The organism is Streptomyces sp. NPDC041068, assembly GCF_040647455.1.
Classification (GTDB): domain Bacteria; phylum Actinomycetota; class Actinomycetes; order Streptomycetales; family Streptomycetaceae; genus Streptomyces.
Window position 1 is genome coordinate 98134 of the sequence record NZ_JBEZCG010000015.1, and the last position, 14128, is coordinate 112261.

The 14128-nt window shown below is 72.7% G+C and carries 13 protein-coding genes and 1 tRNA gene; 4 read left to right on the forward strand and 10 right to left on the reverse strand.

The window, feature by feature from the left end; translation table 11 throughout:
• Nucleotide 1: 1 nt before the first annotated feature.
• Both AB0B50_RS31445 and AB0B50_RS31450 read right to left on the reverse strand, forming a co-directional pair.
• The gene (locus AB0B50_RS31445) at nt 2–1405 is read right to left on the reverse strand and encodes an amidase (protein ID WP_362339188.1); all 1404 of its coding nucleotides are present in this window, start codon (nt 1403–1405) and stop codon (nt 2–4) included.
• Nucleotides 1406–1461: 56 nt separating this feature from the next.
• Nucleotides 1462–2442 (reverse strand): D-2-hydroxyacid dehydrogenase, encoded by a 981-nt coding sequence (locus AB0B50_RS31450; protein WP_362339189.1) that lies wholly within the window; start codon nt 2440–2442, stop codon nt 1462–1464.
• Between the two features lie 290 nt (nt 2443–2732).
• Here AB0B50_RS31450 and AB0B50_RS31455 point away from each other — a divergent pair, with 290 nt between their 5' ends.
• Both AB0B50_RS31455 and AB0B50_RS31460 read left to right on the forward strand, forming a co-directional pair.
• Nucleotides 2733–3566, forward strand: coding sequence for a decarboxylase (locus tag AB0B50_RS31455; protein ID WP_362339190.1), 834 nt, complete (start codon nt 2733–2735; stop codon nt 3564–3566).
• On the forward strand, nt 3563–4300 hold the full coding sequence (locus AB0B50_RS31460; protein WP_362339191.1) for a decarboxylase: 738 nt from the start codon (nt 3563–3565) through the stop codon (nt 4298–4300). Before AB0B50_RS31455 ends, AB0B50_RS31460 begins: the two co-directional genes overlap by 4 nt.
• Nucleotides 4301–4319: 19 nt before the next feature.
• Here AB0B50_RS31460 and AB0B50_RS31465 read toward each other — a convergent pair whose 3' ends face one another.
• On the reverse strand, nt 4320–4511 hold the full coding sequence (locus tag AB0B50_RS31465; RefSeq protein WP_362339192.1) for a hypothetical protein: 192 nt from the start codon (nt 4509–4511) through the stop codon (nt 4320–4322).
• Between the two features lie 65 nt (nt 4512–4576).
• The gene (locus AB0B50_RS31470; RefSeq protein ID WP_362339193.1) at nt 4577–4825 is read right to left on the reverse strand and encodes a hypothetical protein; all 249 of its coding nucleotides are present in this window, start codon (nt 4823–4825) and stop codon (nt 4577–4579) included.
• Between the two features lie 126 nt (nt 4826–4951).
• On the opposite strand from AB0B50_RS31470, the gene AB0B50_RS31475 reads away from it, so the two are divergent.
• Entirely contained in the window at nt 4952–6046 is a 1095-nt protein-coding gene (locus AB0B50_RS31475) for an LLM class flavin-dependent oxidoreductase (protein ID WP_362339319.1), read from the forward strand.
• Between the two features lie 91 nt (nt 6047–6137).
• Here the strand turns inward: AB0B50_RS31475 and AB0B50_RS31480 are convergent, their stop codons facing one another.
• On the reverse strand, nt 6138–7982 hold the full coding sequence (locus AB0B50_RS31480; protein ID WP_362339194.1) for an EAL domain-containing protein: 1845 nt from the start codon (nt 7980–7982) through the stop codon (nt 6138–6140).
• 328 nt (nt 7983–8310) lie between these two features.
• Here AB0B50_RS31480 and AB0B50_RS31485 point away from each other — a divergent pair, with 328 nt between their 5' ends.
• Nucleotides 8311–9591, forward strand: coding sequence for a M6 family metalloprotease domain-containing protein (locus AB0B50_RS31485; RefSeq protein ID WP_362339195.1), 1281 nt, complete (start codon nt 8311–8313; stop codon nt 9589–9591).
• 59 nt (nt 9592–9650) lie between these two features.
• Here the strand turns inward: AB0B50_RS31485 and AB0B50_RS31490 are convergent.
• The 5 genes from AB0B50_RS31490 to AB0B50_RS31510 form a co-directional block, all read right to left on the reverse strand.
• Nucleotides 9651–9724 (reverse strand) — tRNA-Lys (locus AB0B50_RS31490).
• Nucleotides 9715–10362, reverse strand: coding sequence for a bifunctional DNA primase/polymerase (locus AB0B50_RS31495; RefSeq protein ID WP_362339196.1), 648 nt, complete (start codon nt 10360–10362; stop codon nt 9715–9717). The genes AB0B50_RS31490 and AB0B50_RS31495 overlap by 10 nt, the downstream gene beginning before the upstream one ends.
• A gap of 143 nt (nt 10363–10505) precedes the next feature.
• The gene (locus tag AB0B50_RS31500) at nt 10506–10859 is read right to left on the reverse strand and encodes a hypothetical protein (RefSeq protein WP_362339197.1); all 354 of its coding nucleotides are present in this window, start codon (nt 10857–10859) and stop codon (nt 10506–10508) included.
• A gap of 219 nt (nt 10860–11078) precedes the next feature.
• Complete coding sequence (locus tag AB0B50_RS31505) at nt 11079–12443, reverse strand: AAA domain-containing protein (protein WP_362339198.1); 1365 nt, start codon at nt 12441–12443, stop codon at nt 11079–11081.
• Entirely contained in the window at nt 12443–14038 is a 1596-nt protein-coding gene (locus tag AB0B50_RS31510) for a hypothetical protein (protein ID WP_362339199.1), read from the reverse strand. Before AB0B50_RS31510 ends, AB0B50_RS31505 begins: the two co-directional genes overlap by 1 nt.
• Nucleotides 14039–14128 lie beyond the last annotated feature (90 nt).

The following is a 14128-nucleotide window of genomic DNA, read 5'->3' on the forward strand; positions in this document are numbered from 1 at the left end:
TTCAGCTCAGAGCGGGCGGCGCGACTCCCGCGCTGCCCGCCTCGTACAGCGCGTGCGCGGCCCGCAACACCACCGTGTCCGCATGCCGTGCCCCCACGATCTGCACCCCGACCGGCAGCCCGTCCCCGTCCACCCCACAGGGCACCGTCGCGGCGGGCTGCTGGGTCAGGTTGAAGGGGTACGTGAACGGCGTCCACCCCGTCCACCGCCGGTGCCCCGCACCCTTGGGCACCTCGGCCCCCGCCTCGAACGCGGTGACCGGCAGCGTCGGCGTGACGAGCAGGTCGTACGTCGAGTGGAAGCGGCCCATGCGGCGCCCGAGGTCCATGCGTACGTCGACGGCCGCGAGGTAGTCGAGCGCGCTGTACCGCGCGCCCTGCCCGCAGATCTCCCGCAGCCCGGAATCCAGCAACTCCCGCTGCGCGGGCGCGAAGTGCTGCACGACGCGCGCGGCCCCGCTGAACCACAGGGTGTGGAAGGCCTCCACGGGATCGGAGAAGTCGGGGTCCGCCTCCTCCACGTACGCCCCCTGCGCGGCGAGGGACTCCACCGCCCGCCGCACGGCCGCCGCGACGGCGGGACGCACCGCGACCTGCCCGCCCAGCGAGGGGGAGTACGCGACGCGCAGCCCGCGCACACCGCCGTCGAGGCCGGCCCTGAAACTCCCCGCCACGGCGCCGAGTTGGGACCAGTCACGGGGGTCGGGCCCCGTGATCACCTCCATCATCAGCGCCGCGTCCGCCGCGTCACGCGTCATCGGCCCCACATGGGCGAGCGTGCCGAAGGGGCTCGACGGATACAGCGGCACCCGGCCGTACGTCGGCTTCAGGGCGAAGATCCCGCAGAACGCCGCGGGAATCCGCACCGAGCCGCCGCCGTCCGTGCCGAGCGACAGCGGGCCCGCACCGACGGACACGGCCACCGCGCTGCCCCCGCTGGAGCCGCCCGAGGTGCGCGAGGTGTCGTACGGATTGCGGGTGATTCCGCTCCGCGGACTGTCCGTGACGCCCTTCCAGCCGAACTCCGGGGTCGTCGTGCGGCCGACGAAGACCGCGCCGTGCTCCCGCAGCCGGGCGACCGACGGCGCGTCCTCGTCCCAACTGCCCTCCGGGCGCACGGTCATCGACCCCCGCAGCGTCGGCCCGCCGCGCAGCAGGAGCAGGTCCTTCACCGACACCGGTACGCCGTCCACCAGGCCCTGCGGCTCACCGCGCCGCCACCGATCCGCGCTCGCCGCGGCCTGTTCGAGGGCCGACTCCGCCTCGATCCGCACGAACGCGTTCACCGCCGGCTGGGTCTCCTCGGCCCGTCGGAGCACGGCACGGGTGGCGTCGACCGGACTGAATTCGCCCTTGCGGTAGCCGTCGACGAGTTGTACGGCGGTGAGATCCGTGAGCTCGGTCATGCACGCTCCTCAGGAGGCAGTCGGGGTGATCCCGGGGCATTGATCTCGGGGGGTGATCAATGCCCTGGGACATACCCACGTTTCTTGTCGACCACGTTCACCGGCTGCCGACCGGACTCCCAGGCCTTGTACAACTCCAGGAACTGAGCGCCAAGTTCGTCCCGCCAGCCGACCGTGTCGCCGCTCATGTGCGGCGAGACCAGGAGCCCCGGCGTCGTCCACAGCGGGCTGTCCGCGGGCAGCGGCTCGTGCTCGAAGACGTCGAGGGCGGCGCCCGCGATCCACCGCTTGGACAGGGTGGCCACCAGGTCGTCCTCGACGACGAGCGGGCCGCGCCCGATGTTGATGAAGTGCGCCGACGGCTGCATGACGCCGAAGCGCCGCACGTCGAACATGCCGCGCGTCTCGTCCGTGAGCGGCGCCGCGCACACCACCCAGTCGGCGCGCGAGAGCAGCCGGTCGAGGTCCTCGGAGGCGTGCACCCCGGCCCGCGCGGTGCGGCCCACCAGCGCCGTGGTGATGCCGAGCGCCTTGAGCGTACGGACGATGGCCCGCCCGATCGGCCCCGAACCCACCACGCACGCGCGCGTGCCGGAGATCCGCCGCGTCTCGCGGTGGCGCCAGGAGTGCTCGCGCTGCAGCTCCAGGGTGCGCGGCAGATCCTTGGCCATGGCAAGGACGAGCGCGGCGACGTACTCGGCGATGGGCTGGTCGAAGACGCCGCGCGCATTGGTCACCAGCGTGTCGGACGCGGCGAGTTCGGGGCACATCAGATGGTCCACGCCCGCGCTCGCGGTGTGCACCCAGCGCGGTCTGCGCCCCTCGCCCGGCCAGGCGCGGCGCACCGCGTCCGAGGTGAAGTCCCACACCAACAGCACGTCGGCGAGCGGCAGTTGCCCGGCCAGCGTGGACTCGTCCGCGTGCAGGACGCGGGCGCGCCCCGTCAGGCTGCCGAGCCGGGGCGGCGGTGTGGGCGGCCCGGCGTCAAGGACGAGGACGGTCGTTTCGGGTGACGCTTCCGACTTCGTTTCGGACATCGTGGGGAAACCGTTTCGCAATGAGGTTCCGCTTCCCTGAAGAGGTACGGCTCGGCCGTCTGAGATGTGCGGATTGACCACGCTGGCACCCGAACCTACCTTCGTCAACAGAGGCTCTGCCGTACCGGCATCCCGACAATCGCGTACTCTCCGTGCAACCGTTCGCACCCTCTGTGCGGCAAGCCCGCGCAGGCATCCCCGTCCCGACGTCCCGGCGCGTCGCCGGCATCGCTCGTCCCCGGCCCCCGGCCGGTCCCTCACATCACCACGCACGAACTTGGGGCCTGCTCATGGACGTCTCCTTTCTCGGCGGACCGCACCCACAACGAGGTGTCGGTGTCGTCGCCCCTTTCGACTTCGCCCTCGACCGCGAACTGTGGCGCTGGATCCCGGACGAGGTCTCTCTCCATCTGACCCGTACGCCGTACGTGCCCGTCGAGGTGAGCCTCGACCTGGCACGCCTGGTCAGCGAGCACGAGACGCTCGCCGAGGCGGTCCGCGCACTGACCGCCGCCGAGCCCGAAGTCCTCGCGTACGCCTGTACGTCGGGCAGTTTCGTCGGCGGCACCGCCGGCGAGCGCGCGATGTGCGAGGCCATGACGCGGGAGGGCGCGGTCGCCTCGGTGACCACGTCGGGCGCGCTCCTGGAGGCGCTCGACGAACTGGGCGCCCGGCGCATCGCGCTCGTCACGCCCTACACCTGGTCGGTGACCCAGTCCCTGGAGGAGTACCTCGCCGAGGCCGGGGTCACCGTCGCGGGCCGGGCCTATCTGGGCCTGACCCGGCACATCTGGAAGGTCCCCTACCGGGATGTGGCGGACATGGCGCGCCGCGCCGTCCACGGCTCCGTCGACGCCCTGTTCATCAGCTGTACGAACCTGCCGACGTACGACGTCATCCCGCAGCTGGAGGCGGAGCTGCGCATGCCGGTGATCTCCGCGAACCAGGTGACGATGTGGTCCGCGCTGCGTCGGCTGGGTACCCGTGCGGTAGGGCCCTACCAGGCGCTGATCGATCCGGGGGCTCGGCCGGGCGCGAGCCCGCTGAACCCGCCACCGCCGGCGCAGGGCCTGCCCGAAGGGCCGCCCGCAGGACCAACCGCAGAAGGAGGAGGCTGGACGTGACGGCACTCGGATTTCTCTACCCGGGTTACTCGGCCGAGGACGACTACCCCCGCATGGAGCAGATGCTCGGCAGCGACGTCCGGCTGCAGGTCGTCCACACCGACATCGGCGAGGACGCGCACCGGGTCGACGCGCTCCTGGAGATGGGCTCGGCCGACCGGCTCGTGGCGGGCGTCGAGGAGCTGCGGCTCTCCGGCGCGGAGGCCGTGGTGTGGGCGTGCACCAGCGCCAGCTTCGTCTACGGCTGGGAGGGCGCCCACGAACAGGTCCGCAACCTGGCGAGGGCGGCGGGCCTGCCCGCGTCCTCGACCTCGTTCGCCTTCGCCCACGCCCTGCGCGAGGTGGGCGCGACCCGCGTCGCGATCGCGGCGACGTACCCGGAGGACGTGGCGGGGCACTTCTCGGCCTTCCTCAAGGCGGCGGGCGCGGAGGTCGTCTCGGTCCGCGGGAGCGGCATCATCACGGCGGTGGAGGTCGGCACATGGGGCCGCGACGAGGTCCACGCGCTGGCCCGCGAGGGCGACCACGCGGACGCCGAGGCGCTCCTCCTGCCGGACACGGCCCTCCACACGGCGGCGTACGTGCGCGAGCTGGAGGAGGCCATCGGCAAGCCCGTCCTGACGGCGAACCAGGTCACGGTCTGGGAGGCCCTGCGCCTGGCCCGGCGCAGGGTCAACGCCCCCGCACTGGGCTCCCTGTTCACGAAGGAACCCTTGGTCCAGGTCAAGGGCTGAGAGGCGAAGGGCTGCCAGGTCACGGACTCAGGATCAGTCTGACCACGGTTAACGTCTGGACCGACCCGGAGACGTAGTAGAGGACGATGGCGCCGTTGACCGTCGCCTCCCTGCGGTCCGGGTCGTCCCGCACGGGCGTCGACCCGTGGCCGTAGGGATCGCGGCCCACGGTGCGCGCGAGGACGGCGCGGAAGGTGTCGGCGTCGCCCATCTTGGCGAGGGTGTCGTCGGCGGGCGGCGCGTAGGTGACGCGGTGGCCCCTGCGGTGGCGAGGGCTCACGACGTGCCCCGCCTCTCGGCCTCGTCGGAGGCCAGGCGCGCGAGACGGGCCTCGGCGTCGGGATCGGGCACGGCTTCGAGCATCCAGTGCCGCATCACGGCGTGGATCTCGTCGACCCCGGCTTCGTTGATGGCCCGGTCGAACTCCGTGCGCCGTTCCTCGGGCAGGGCGGCGCGGATGTCGGGGATGGTGTTGGGCACCTCGACCTCGACTCCGTCGACGAGGGTCTTCAGCGGATCAGCCATGGCAGGAACGGTAGTGGTACGAGCGGGCGGTCCGACGTGCGGGGAATAAAACGGAGTGTGCCTCCTGTTGGCTCTCCCGTACCCAGGAGACGTACGTACGCAGCGCAGGAGGCACCCCCAGTGACAGTGGACCCGACCGACGACGGCATCCGCGGCGAGCGGCACGGAACCGCGCCCGTGCCCCTGTCCGTGCTCGACCTGGTCACCGTCGGCGCGGGGCGCACCGCCACCGACGCGCTGCGCACCAGCGTCGAGATCGCGAGGCTCGCCGAGAGCCGCGGCTACCACCGCTACTGGGTGGCCGAGCACCACTCCATGCCGGGCGTCGCCTCGTCCTCGCCGGCCGTGATCCTGGCCCACCTCGCCGCCCACACGGACCGCATCCGCCTGGGCTCCGGCGGCGTCATGCTGCCCAACCACGCCCCGCTCGTCATCGCCGAACAGTTCGGCACCCTGGAGGCGATGGCCCCCGGCCGCGTCGACCTGGGCCTCGGCCGCGCCCCCGGCACCGACGGCGCCACCGCCGCGGCCCTGCGCCGCACGGACCGCCTGAACGAAGGCGCCGACGACTTCCCGCAGCAACTGGCCGAGCTGACCCGCTTCCTGGACGACGACTTCCCCGACGGCCACCCGTACAGCCGCATCCACGCGGTCCCCGGGCCCGTCCAGGGGACCTCGCCCGGCGGCGTCCAGTCCACCCACCGCCCGCCGATCTGGCTGCTCGGCTCCTCCGGCTTCAGCGCCCGACTCGCCGGAGTCCTCGGCCTGCCGTTCGCCTTCGCGCACCACTTCTCGGCGCAGAACACGATCCCGGCGCTCGACCTCTACCGCGAGTCGTTCAAGCCCTCCGCGGTCCTCGACGCCCCGTACGCCCTCATCGGCGTCTCGGCCCTCGCGACCGACGAGGAGGACGAGGCGCGCCGCCAGGTCAGGGCCGCGGCCCTGAACATGATCCGCCTGCGCACGGGCCGCCCCGGCCTCGTCCCCACCCCCGAGGAGGCGGCGGCGCACCACTTCACGGAGATGGAGCGGGACTTCGTCACCAGCTGGAACTCCAACGTCATCCACGGCACCGCCGACCAGGTCCGCACGGGCCTGGACGACCTGGCCAAGCGCACGGGCGCCGACGAACTGGTGATCACGGCCAACGCGCACACCGGGGAAGTGCGCCTGCGCTCGTACGAGTTGATAGCGGACGCGTACGGTTTGCCGAAGGCGTAGGAGGCGTAGGAGGCGAAAGGCTCCTACGTCCCGATTTCACCCCAAGGCAAACGGGCGGGCGGGTGGGAGACATCCGCCGCGAAGCGGCGGTTCAGTCCCCACCCCCACGCAGCAGCACGGAGATACGATCCGGCGGCACGGGCCGGGAGTACAGCCACCCCTGCCCCGTGTCGCACCCGATCCGCCGAAGCCGACCGGCCTGAGACGCAGTCTCGACACACTCCGCGGTCACCGTCAGCCCGAGGCGATGCGCGAGCTGCACCATCGCCTCGACGATGATCTCGTCGGCGGGATTGATGTGCGCCTCACCCTCCTCGTACTGGAAGCCCCGTACGAAGGACCCGTCCAGCTTCAGCACGGACACCGGAAGCCGGCTCAGGTACGCCAGGTTCGAGTACCCCGTCCCGAAGTCGTCGATGGCGATCCGCACCCCCATGTCGCTGAGCGCCTGCAGGGCCTGCAGCGGCCGCCCCGCCGACCCCATCACGGCGGACTCGGTGAGCTCCAACTGCAGCAGTTCGGAGGGGAGTTCGGTCTCGGCGAGGATCTCCGCGACATCCGCGACCAGGTCGGAGTCCCACACCTGCCGCACCGCCACGTTGACGCTCACGAACACCGGCTCCCGCTCCGGGTGCGCCAGCTGCCAGCGCCGGGCCTGCCGACAGGCGCTGCGCAGCACCCAGCGGCCGAGCTGCACGATCGACCCGTCCTCCTCGGCCAATCCGATGAACCGATTCGGCGTCAATAGTCCGAACTGCGGATGCCGCCACCGCACCAGTGCCTCCACGCCCCGTACGCCCCCGTCGTCGAGGCCCACCAGCGGCTGGTAGTCCAGGACGAACTCGCCGCGCTCGACGGCGGGCCGCAGCGAGCTGGAGAGCGCCTGGCGGGTCATGCGGTGGGCGTTGCGCTCGGGGTCGAAGAGGGTCCAGCGGGCCTTGCCGTCGGTCTTCGCCCAGTACAGCGTGGTGTCGGCGGCCTGCATGAGCCCCGTCGTGGTGGTGCCTGCGGCGCGCCGCTCGACGACGCCGATGGACGCGGAAACGGAGAGCCGCTGCCCGGAGAGGTTGAACGGTTCCTGCAGGGCCTTCAGCGTCGTCTCGGCGAGGTCCGCCAGCTGATCCGTGCCGGTCGAGTCCTCGACGAGCAGCGCGAACTCGTCGCCGCCCAGGCGCGCGACGAGCGGAGCCGTCGCCCTGCCGTACCCGGCCTGGTCGGCGCAGCGCGTGAGCCGTTCCGCGACGGCGGCGAGCAGCCGGTCGCCGATCCGGTGGCCGAGGGTGTCGTTGACCGCCTTGAACCCGTCGAGGTCGAGATAGCAGAGCCCGATCCTGCCGGTGCTCGTGTCGTCGTACGCACCCGCCTCGAGCGCGGCGGCCAGGCGCTCGAAGAAGAGGTTGCGGTTGGGCAGCCGGGTCACCGGGTCGTGCATCTGTACATGGCGCAGCCTGGCCTGCAGCTCGCGGCGCGCGCTGATGTCGGCGACGGCGAGCAGCACGGTTCTGCCGGAGCCCCGGACCGCGGGCTCGGGTGTCGGCATCGGTGAGACGGTGACCTGGACCCACAGGGAGTGCCCGTCGGGGTGCTTCAGGCGCCGGGTGCAGCGCAGCTTGGCCTGCCGGCCCCGCAGCACCTCGCGGTACGCGTGCCAGGTGCGGGCGTCGGAGGCCAGGTCGACCAGGTCCGCGGCGATGCGCCCGGCGAGCGCGTCGGGGGCGGTGCCGAGGAGGGCGGCCAGGGCGTCGTTGGCGTCGACGACGAGGCCCTCTTCGTCGACGACGGCCAGGGGAAGAGGGGCGGCTCTGAAAGCGCCGCGGTAGTCGGCCCGCTCGGGGGCGGCCCGCTCCGGGGCGCGGCGGCCCGAGAAGGTGGGGCGGGCTCGGCCTGGCGCTGTGACCGCCGTGGGGTGGGTGGGCCCTTCGGACGTTCCGTTCACCGCTTGCTCCCGCAGTGCAGTTTGTACTCGAACAGGTCTCGTCGGGCGGCGGGCAGGTGGCTGGCGGTGGCATGGAGGCCGGGCCCGCGCAGGAAAGTGGACCGATCATAGAGGCAGGCCAGAGACCCGTTCCAGCCGCGCCACCGGGCCGGGCGGGGCCCACTGCCGACGACAGATCGTTTCTGCTCGGCACTGAACTGGTTCCGTTGGGACCCGATCGCTTGTGACGATCGATGAGCGGTCGGGGTGTCGCCCCCTTGCCCGTCGCTCACTCGGAAGGGCCAGACAAACAGGGCGAAGCTCAACAAAACATCACAGGGTGGGTGGGGTGTCCCGCATTCCGCACCCGGAGGTCGACGTGCCGCGTCAGCTCCCCCCTTGGGGACTCACCCGTGGAGGGGAGAATTCCCGTCTGCGCACCACTGCGGCGCTGCTCACCTCGCTGACCGCTCTGGCCGCCACTTCCCTGGTCGCCGGCCCCGCGATCGCCGAGTCCGCGGCGGGACCGTGCGCCCTGCGCCGCACCGCCGCGCACCACTCGGAGGGCCTCGACACCTGGAACACCGCCTATCCGCGGCCGACCCGGACCCTGAACGCCGTGATGGTCTTCCTGTCGTTCCCCGACTCCCCGCCGCTGACCACCCCCGAGGAGCTGACCGCTGACTACTTCCCGGCCACCAGCCGGTTCTTCGAGCGCGCCTCGTACGGCAGGTTCAAGCTGGAACCGCACCCCCAGCGCGAGTGGGTGGAGATGCCGGAGGACTCCCTCTCGTACGCCATACAGCGCGACTGGAACGCCCAGCGGCGCAGCGCCTACCTGCGGGACGCGGTGGCCGCCGCCGATCCGCACGTGGACTTCTCGCGGTACGACATCGTGTACTTCGTCGCCGACCCGGACGCGCCGGGCGTCGACTCGGACGCCACGAAGGTCGTGAACTTCGACCGGCCGATGCGGGCCGACGGCACGGACATCCGGCGCATCGTCACGGTCTTCGAGCGCCACCCGCCGGACCGCAACGTCCTGGCCCATGAGACGGGCCACGTCTTCGACCTGCCCGACCTCTACCACCGGCCGACCGACGGCAAGGGCGACTGGGACACCTACGTCGGGGACTGGGACGTCATGGGCAGCCAGTTCGGCCTCGCCCCCGACCTCTTCGGCTGGCACAAGTGGAAGCTGGGCTGGCTGGAGCCGCGGCAGGTGCGGTGCGTGGGCACGGGCACGGAGCGGCTGACCCTGGAGCCGCTGTCGGCGGCCCCCGCGCCCGGCGCGCTCGGCGGCACGAAGCTGGCGGTGGTCCGCACGGGCCGGGACGCGGCGATCGCCCTGGAGGCGCGGGGGCCCGCGGGCAACGACCACGCGACGTGCACGGAGGGCGTGCTCGTCTACGAGGTGCGGAACGAGACGGCGTCCGGCGGGGGCCCGATCGAGGTCGTCGACGCCCACCCGGAGTCCGAGTCCTGCTGGGGCGACTCGGTCTATCCGCAGCTGGCGGACGCTCCGGTGCGGGTGGGGGAGAGCTTCACGGTGCCCGGCACCGACGTGCGCGTCGAGGTGGAGGGGCGGACGTCCTCGGGGGCGTGGACGGTGAAGGTCACGACGGGCTGAGCCCCTGCCCCGTACATGCAAGAAGCCCCTCGCTTGCGCGAGGGGCTTCTCACTGTCTGTGCGCCGCCAGGGACTCGAACCCCGGACCCGCTGATTAAGAGTCAGCTGCTCTAACCAACTGAGCTAGCGGCGCCTGCTGACGTCGTAGACCTTAGCATCCTGATCGCCGCCAGGAAAAATCGATATGCGCACCGCGGATCCCGCTGCCGCCCTGGCCGCCCGTACGCAGGCCCAGAGCATCACCTCGGGGCCCGGCAGCCAGGGGTGACGGGTGTCGGGGGCGACGAGCCAGCGCGAGTCGAGCCGGTCGGCGGAGGTGGTGGCGTCCGCGGCGCCTGCGGTGGGCGGCGGCACGGTGACGGCGTCGCCCGTGCCGTGGCAGAGCACGGAGGGGACCGCGGGGCCCCACTCCTCCCACTCCAGGAGCGAGGGCAGGCGCTGGGCGGTGCCGGGGGCGGCGAAGAGCAGCATGCGGCCGCGGTGGGCGGCGACGGGGCCCGAGCCGGGGCCTTCCTCCCATAAGCGGTCGAGCATTCGCCGTCCGAAGACCGCGGGCACGCTCACCACGTCGAAGGCGGAGCCGCAGGGGAGGACGGCGGGGGCCGTGGGGCGGGTGCGCCAGTGAGCCAGGGCGCTGCGCGGATACGTTTCCGCAGAGGCGAGCCAGGCGGCTCCTTCCGCGGTGACGTCGCAGGCGTCGTGCGCGGGCCCGGTGGGGGACGGGGCCGTGGGGGCTGCGGCGGGGGTGTGGAGGGGAGTGCTGCTGCTCATGGCAGATACATCTACCGGTAGTGAGCATTCCATTTCTGAGAGTTGCTAGAAATCGGGACAACAAGGGGTGGGGTGGGGTACCTTGCCCCTTGGCATATGCCAAATGATCTTGCTGGGGCCGTGTGCCGCCCCTGCCGGCCCCCTCAGCCCTGCTTCTCGACGCTCCCGCGCAGCAGGTCACGCCCGAACTCGACCATCTTCTTGGCGTAGTCCTCGGTCCAGTCCGCGCGCTCCGCGATCAGCGCGGGCGTCAGGCGGTCGAAGCGGCGGGGGTCGGCGAGCTGGGCGGCCGCGATGGCCTGGAACTCGATGGACCGGTCCGTCGCGGCACGGAAGGCGTGGGTCAGCTCGGTCGCCCGGTCGAGGAGCTCCCGGGGGTCCTCGATCGACTCCAGGTCGAAGAAGTGCTCGGGGTCGCCGGCCGCCTCGGTCGGCTCGAAGAGCAGGGGAGCGGGTCGCATGCGCTGCTCGGTCCGGGGCCGCTCGGGCTCCGCCATGGTTTGTCCTCCTCGTACGGTGCGGGCCGTCCGTCCGGGGCCCGGCCGTCTCTCATTGTCCCTCGCCCTGCAAGTGGGCCTCGGGCCCCGTCAGGGGCGCGGGGAACTGCGCGAGCAACCACAAAGAAGCCGCAGACGCGTCTGCTCAGGAACTCGGCAGACGCGTCTGCGGCTCTTCATGGGCTGAGCACGCAGTTCCCCGCGCCCCTTACGGGGCCGCTAATGGGGCCGCCAGGCCACGCGATGTTCCGCGAGGCGGGCGAGAACCGCCTGGTTCGCCTCCCACCCGTCAGGGAACTTCACCGTGACGCCCAGCTGGACCGGCTCCGTGGACGGGTGGTCGTCCAGGAGGTCGGAGACGCCCGCGCGGCAGACCACGATGCAGGCGTGGCGGTGGCGGGAGGCGAGGACGCAGAGGCGGCCCGTCTCCAGGTGGAAGGCCGTGGCGTCCGGGCGGCCCGAGAGCGGGTGCAGGACGACCGTCACGTCGTACTCACGGCCCTGGAGGCGGTTCGCCGTGTCCACCGTGACGTCCATGACGCCCAGGTCCGCGAGTGCCGCGCGGACCGCCGCCGCCTGGTCGCGGTGGGCCGTACCGACCGCGATGCGGTCGGCGGTCAGCGGCGTCGGGTCGGGGGAGCGCTCGGAGGTGGCCGCGCCGCCGCGGTCCAGGAGTCGGCGGACGACCTGGGCCAGTGCGCGGACCGCCTCCGGGTCCGTGCGCGGCGTGTTCCGCGCGGGGAGTTCGAGCAGGCCCCAACCCGCCTGCGCCGCCTCGTCGATCACCCGGTCGGGGCCCGAACCGTCAGACGGCACCGCGAAGTTGAGTGAGCGGTCTCCGTGGTCCGTGCCGCTGCGGAACGGCGTGTACGGATAGAAGGCGTCCGAGACGAGCGGCGCGGCCGAGGCCGGAAGCCGCCACGACACCGGCAGGCGGTGCTGCGGCAGTTCGGGGTTGTGGGCGAGGAGCGTGGCCACCGCCGAGGCCGAGGGGTCGTACGAAAGCCCGGCCCATTGCTCCGCGCCGACGATCGAGAACGGGTCCAACTGCCCCGGGTCGCCCACGAACAGCGCCCGCTCGAAGAGCCCCGCGACGGCCAGCAGCGCGTCCGACCGCATTTGGTACGCCTCGTCGACGATGGCGTGCCCCCACGGCGCGTCGAGCTGGTCGGCCTTGACGTGCGCCCACTTCGCGGCCGTGGAGATGACCACGTCCAGGCCCGCGAGGTCGCCCGCCTTCGTCGACTTCCGTACGTTCGCCAGGTCGTCGAGCGCCTTGTCGTACGGGTCGGGGTCGCTGCTGTGCAGACGGCCCACCGGCAGCTCCGGGTCCTTCTCGGCGAGCCGCAGGACCAGGTCGTCCACCTGGGCGTTCGTCTGCGCGATCACCATCAACGGCCGTCCTGCCGCGGCCAGTTCGCGGGCCGCGCGGACCACCAGCGTCGACTTCCCCGCGCCCGGCGGCGAGTCGACCACGACGCCGCGGTGCGTGCCGTGCAGGGTGTCGTGGAGGATCGCCTCCGTGGCGCGCGTGGCCTCGGCGCCGGGGTCGAACGTGCCGCCCGCGGGCGGGGCGAGCTGCATCACAGGGTGTCCTCCGCGGTCACGGGGTCGGGGCTCTCCGCGGCGTCCGCGTTGTCGGCGGGCGGCCCGCCGTGCGTCCACGGAGTGTCCTCGGGGTCAGGCAGCTTGGGGCCGCCGCGCTGCTCGTGCTCGAAGAGCGTCCAGCAGATCCGGTCGCCCTTCTCGGGGACGGACCCCGCGTCGGGCTCCTTGCCGCGGCCCATCTTGTCGGTGAGGCGCAGCACGACGACGCCCTCACCCTCGTACGCGACGAACTCCGCCGTCTGCGGCTTGCCTTGGAGCGCGCGGTACGCCTTCGTGCGCTCGCCGAGGTGCGGCCGGTCGTCCGTGCGGACGGTGATCAGCGGGCGCGGCCTCGGGCTCTTGGCCTCGCTGTACGCCATGACGACCTCCGTCACCTCACCGGCGAAGGCCTCGCCCGCGAGGCGGCGGCCCGCCATCACCAAGGGGTCGTCGAGCGCTTCCTGGGCGTCCAGGCGGGCCTGTTCGCGCTCGCGCGTGGCCAGCTTGTTCGCCGCGGTGACCGCGTCGTCCACGCGGGGCTGCGGCGGCTCGCCCGCCGTCACGCGGTCCCGGTGGCCGGTGAACGACCAGCGGTCGCGGGTCCAGCGGTCGGCGGCGTGCGCCGCCTCGGGGAGGGTGCACAGGGCGTCGAGGCCGCGCCACACCGCGTCCCAGGTGGGGCGGGTCCTGCTGTCGACCAGGGAGTGGATCTCCCGCTCGGCCGCGGTCAGCAGAGCCAGGCGCTCGTCCGCCTCGACGCCGTCCTCGGCGGCGGCGAGGGCGGTGCGCGCGCGGTCGTAGCGCTCCATGGCCGGGGCCAGCAGGTCGTTGTCGAACGCCGGGTCCGTGGCCGGGCCCGCGGGCGGGCACAGCAGCTGTCCGGCCTTGTCGCGGCCGAGCTCGGCGCGGAGCGCGGCCTCGGCGCCCGATGTGCTCTCCGGGGCCTCGATCCAGGCGAGCAGCGCGCCCAGGTGCTGGTCCTCGAGGCTGGACTGGCCGGTGGCCCAGTGCCGCGCGAGCAGCTCGGTCATGGCAGTGAGCAGGGATGAGCCGGGCACGCGTGCGCGCTCCCCGAAGTGCGTGAGCCAGCGGCCGAGCAGCGGGACGCGGGGCGGGGCGGGGTAGGGCGCGTCGGGGTCCTGCTCGGCGGTGCGGCGAAAGCGCATGGAGCGGCCGAGGAGCCGCACGAACTCGATGCCGGCACGGCTGGGGACGATCAACTGCGGGGCGTCCGCGCACAGTTCGACCTCGACCTTGACGCGCTTGCCGGTCTCGGGGTCCGTCTCGCTGCGCTCGGCGGCCTCGACGTCGTCCGCGAACGAGTCCACGTACGGCAGGACGACCTCGGCGAGCTGCGCGAGGAAGGCGAAGCGGAGGTCGCGGTCACGGGGCTGGGGGACCACGAGGAGCCGGGGCGAGGTCCGCTCCGTCCCGACGAGCGCGCCGAGGGGCGCGCCCGCCTCTCCGGCGGTGGTCAGGGGGACGAGGACGAGGGGGCGCTGGGAGATGTGCCGGTGCCGGACCGTCGCGCGGGGCTGCGCGCGTCCGGTCTCCACGGCTTCCAGCCGGGCGAGGCTGTCGATCAGCGACACGTGCCGTCCTTTTTCGTCTGCGGGGCGTGGGTGTCCTTGCCGCCGCTTCGCGGCGGATCGTCCCCACCCGCCCGCCAGATTGCCCGGGGT

What these genes read in the sequence shown, in the direction of transcription:
- AB0B50_RS31445 (WP_362339188.1), bottom strand. Translation starts at nt 1,405, where the DNA reads ATGACCGAGCTCACGGATCTCACCGCCGTACAACTCGTCGACGGCTAC.
- AB0B50_RS31450 (WP_362339189.1), bottom strand. Translation starts at nt 2,442, where the DNA reads ATGTCCGAAACGAAGTCGGAAGCGTCACCCGAAACGACCGTCCTCGTC.
- AB0B50_RS31455 (WP_362339190.1), top strand. Translation starts at nt 2,733, where the DNA reads ATGGACGTCTCCTTTCTCGGCGGACCGCACCCACAACGAGGTGTCGGT.
- AB0B50_RS31465 (WP_362339192.1), bottom strand. Translation starts at nt 4,511, where the DNA reads ATGGGCGACGCCGACACCTTCCGCGCCGTCCTCGCGCGCACCGTGGGC.
- AB0B50_RS31470 (WP_362339193.1), bottom strand. Translation starts at nt 4,825, where the DNA reads ATGGCTGATCCGCTGAAGACCCTCGTCGACGGAGTCGAGGTCGAGGTG.
- AB0B50_RS31495 (WP_362339196.1), bottom strand. Translation starts at nt 10,362, where the DNA reads ATGAGCAGCAGCACTCCCCTCCACACCCCCGCCGCAGCCCCCACGGCC.
- AB0B50_RS31500 (WP_362339197.1), bottom strand. Translation starts at nt 10,859, where the DNA reads ATGGCGGAGCCCGAGCGGCCCCGGACCGAGCAGCGCATGCGACCCGCT.
- AB0B50_RS31505 (WP_362339198.1), bottom strand. Translation starts at nt 12,443, where the DNA reads ATGCAGCTCGCCCCGCCCGCGGGCGGCACGTTCGACCCCGGCGCCGAG.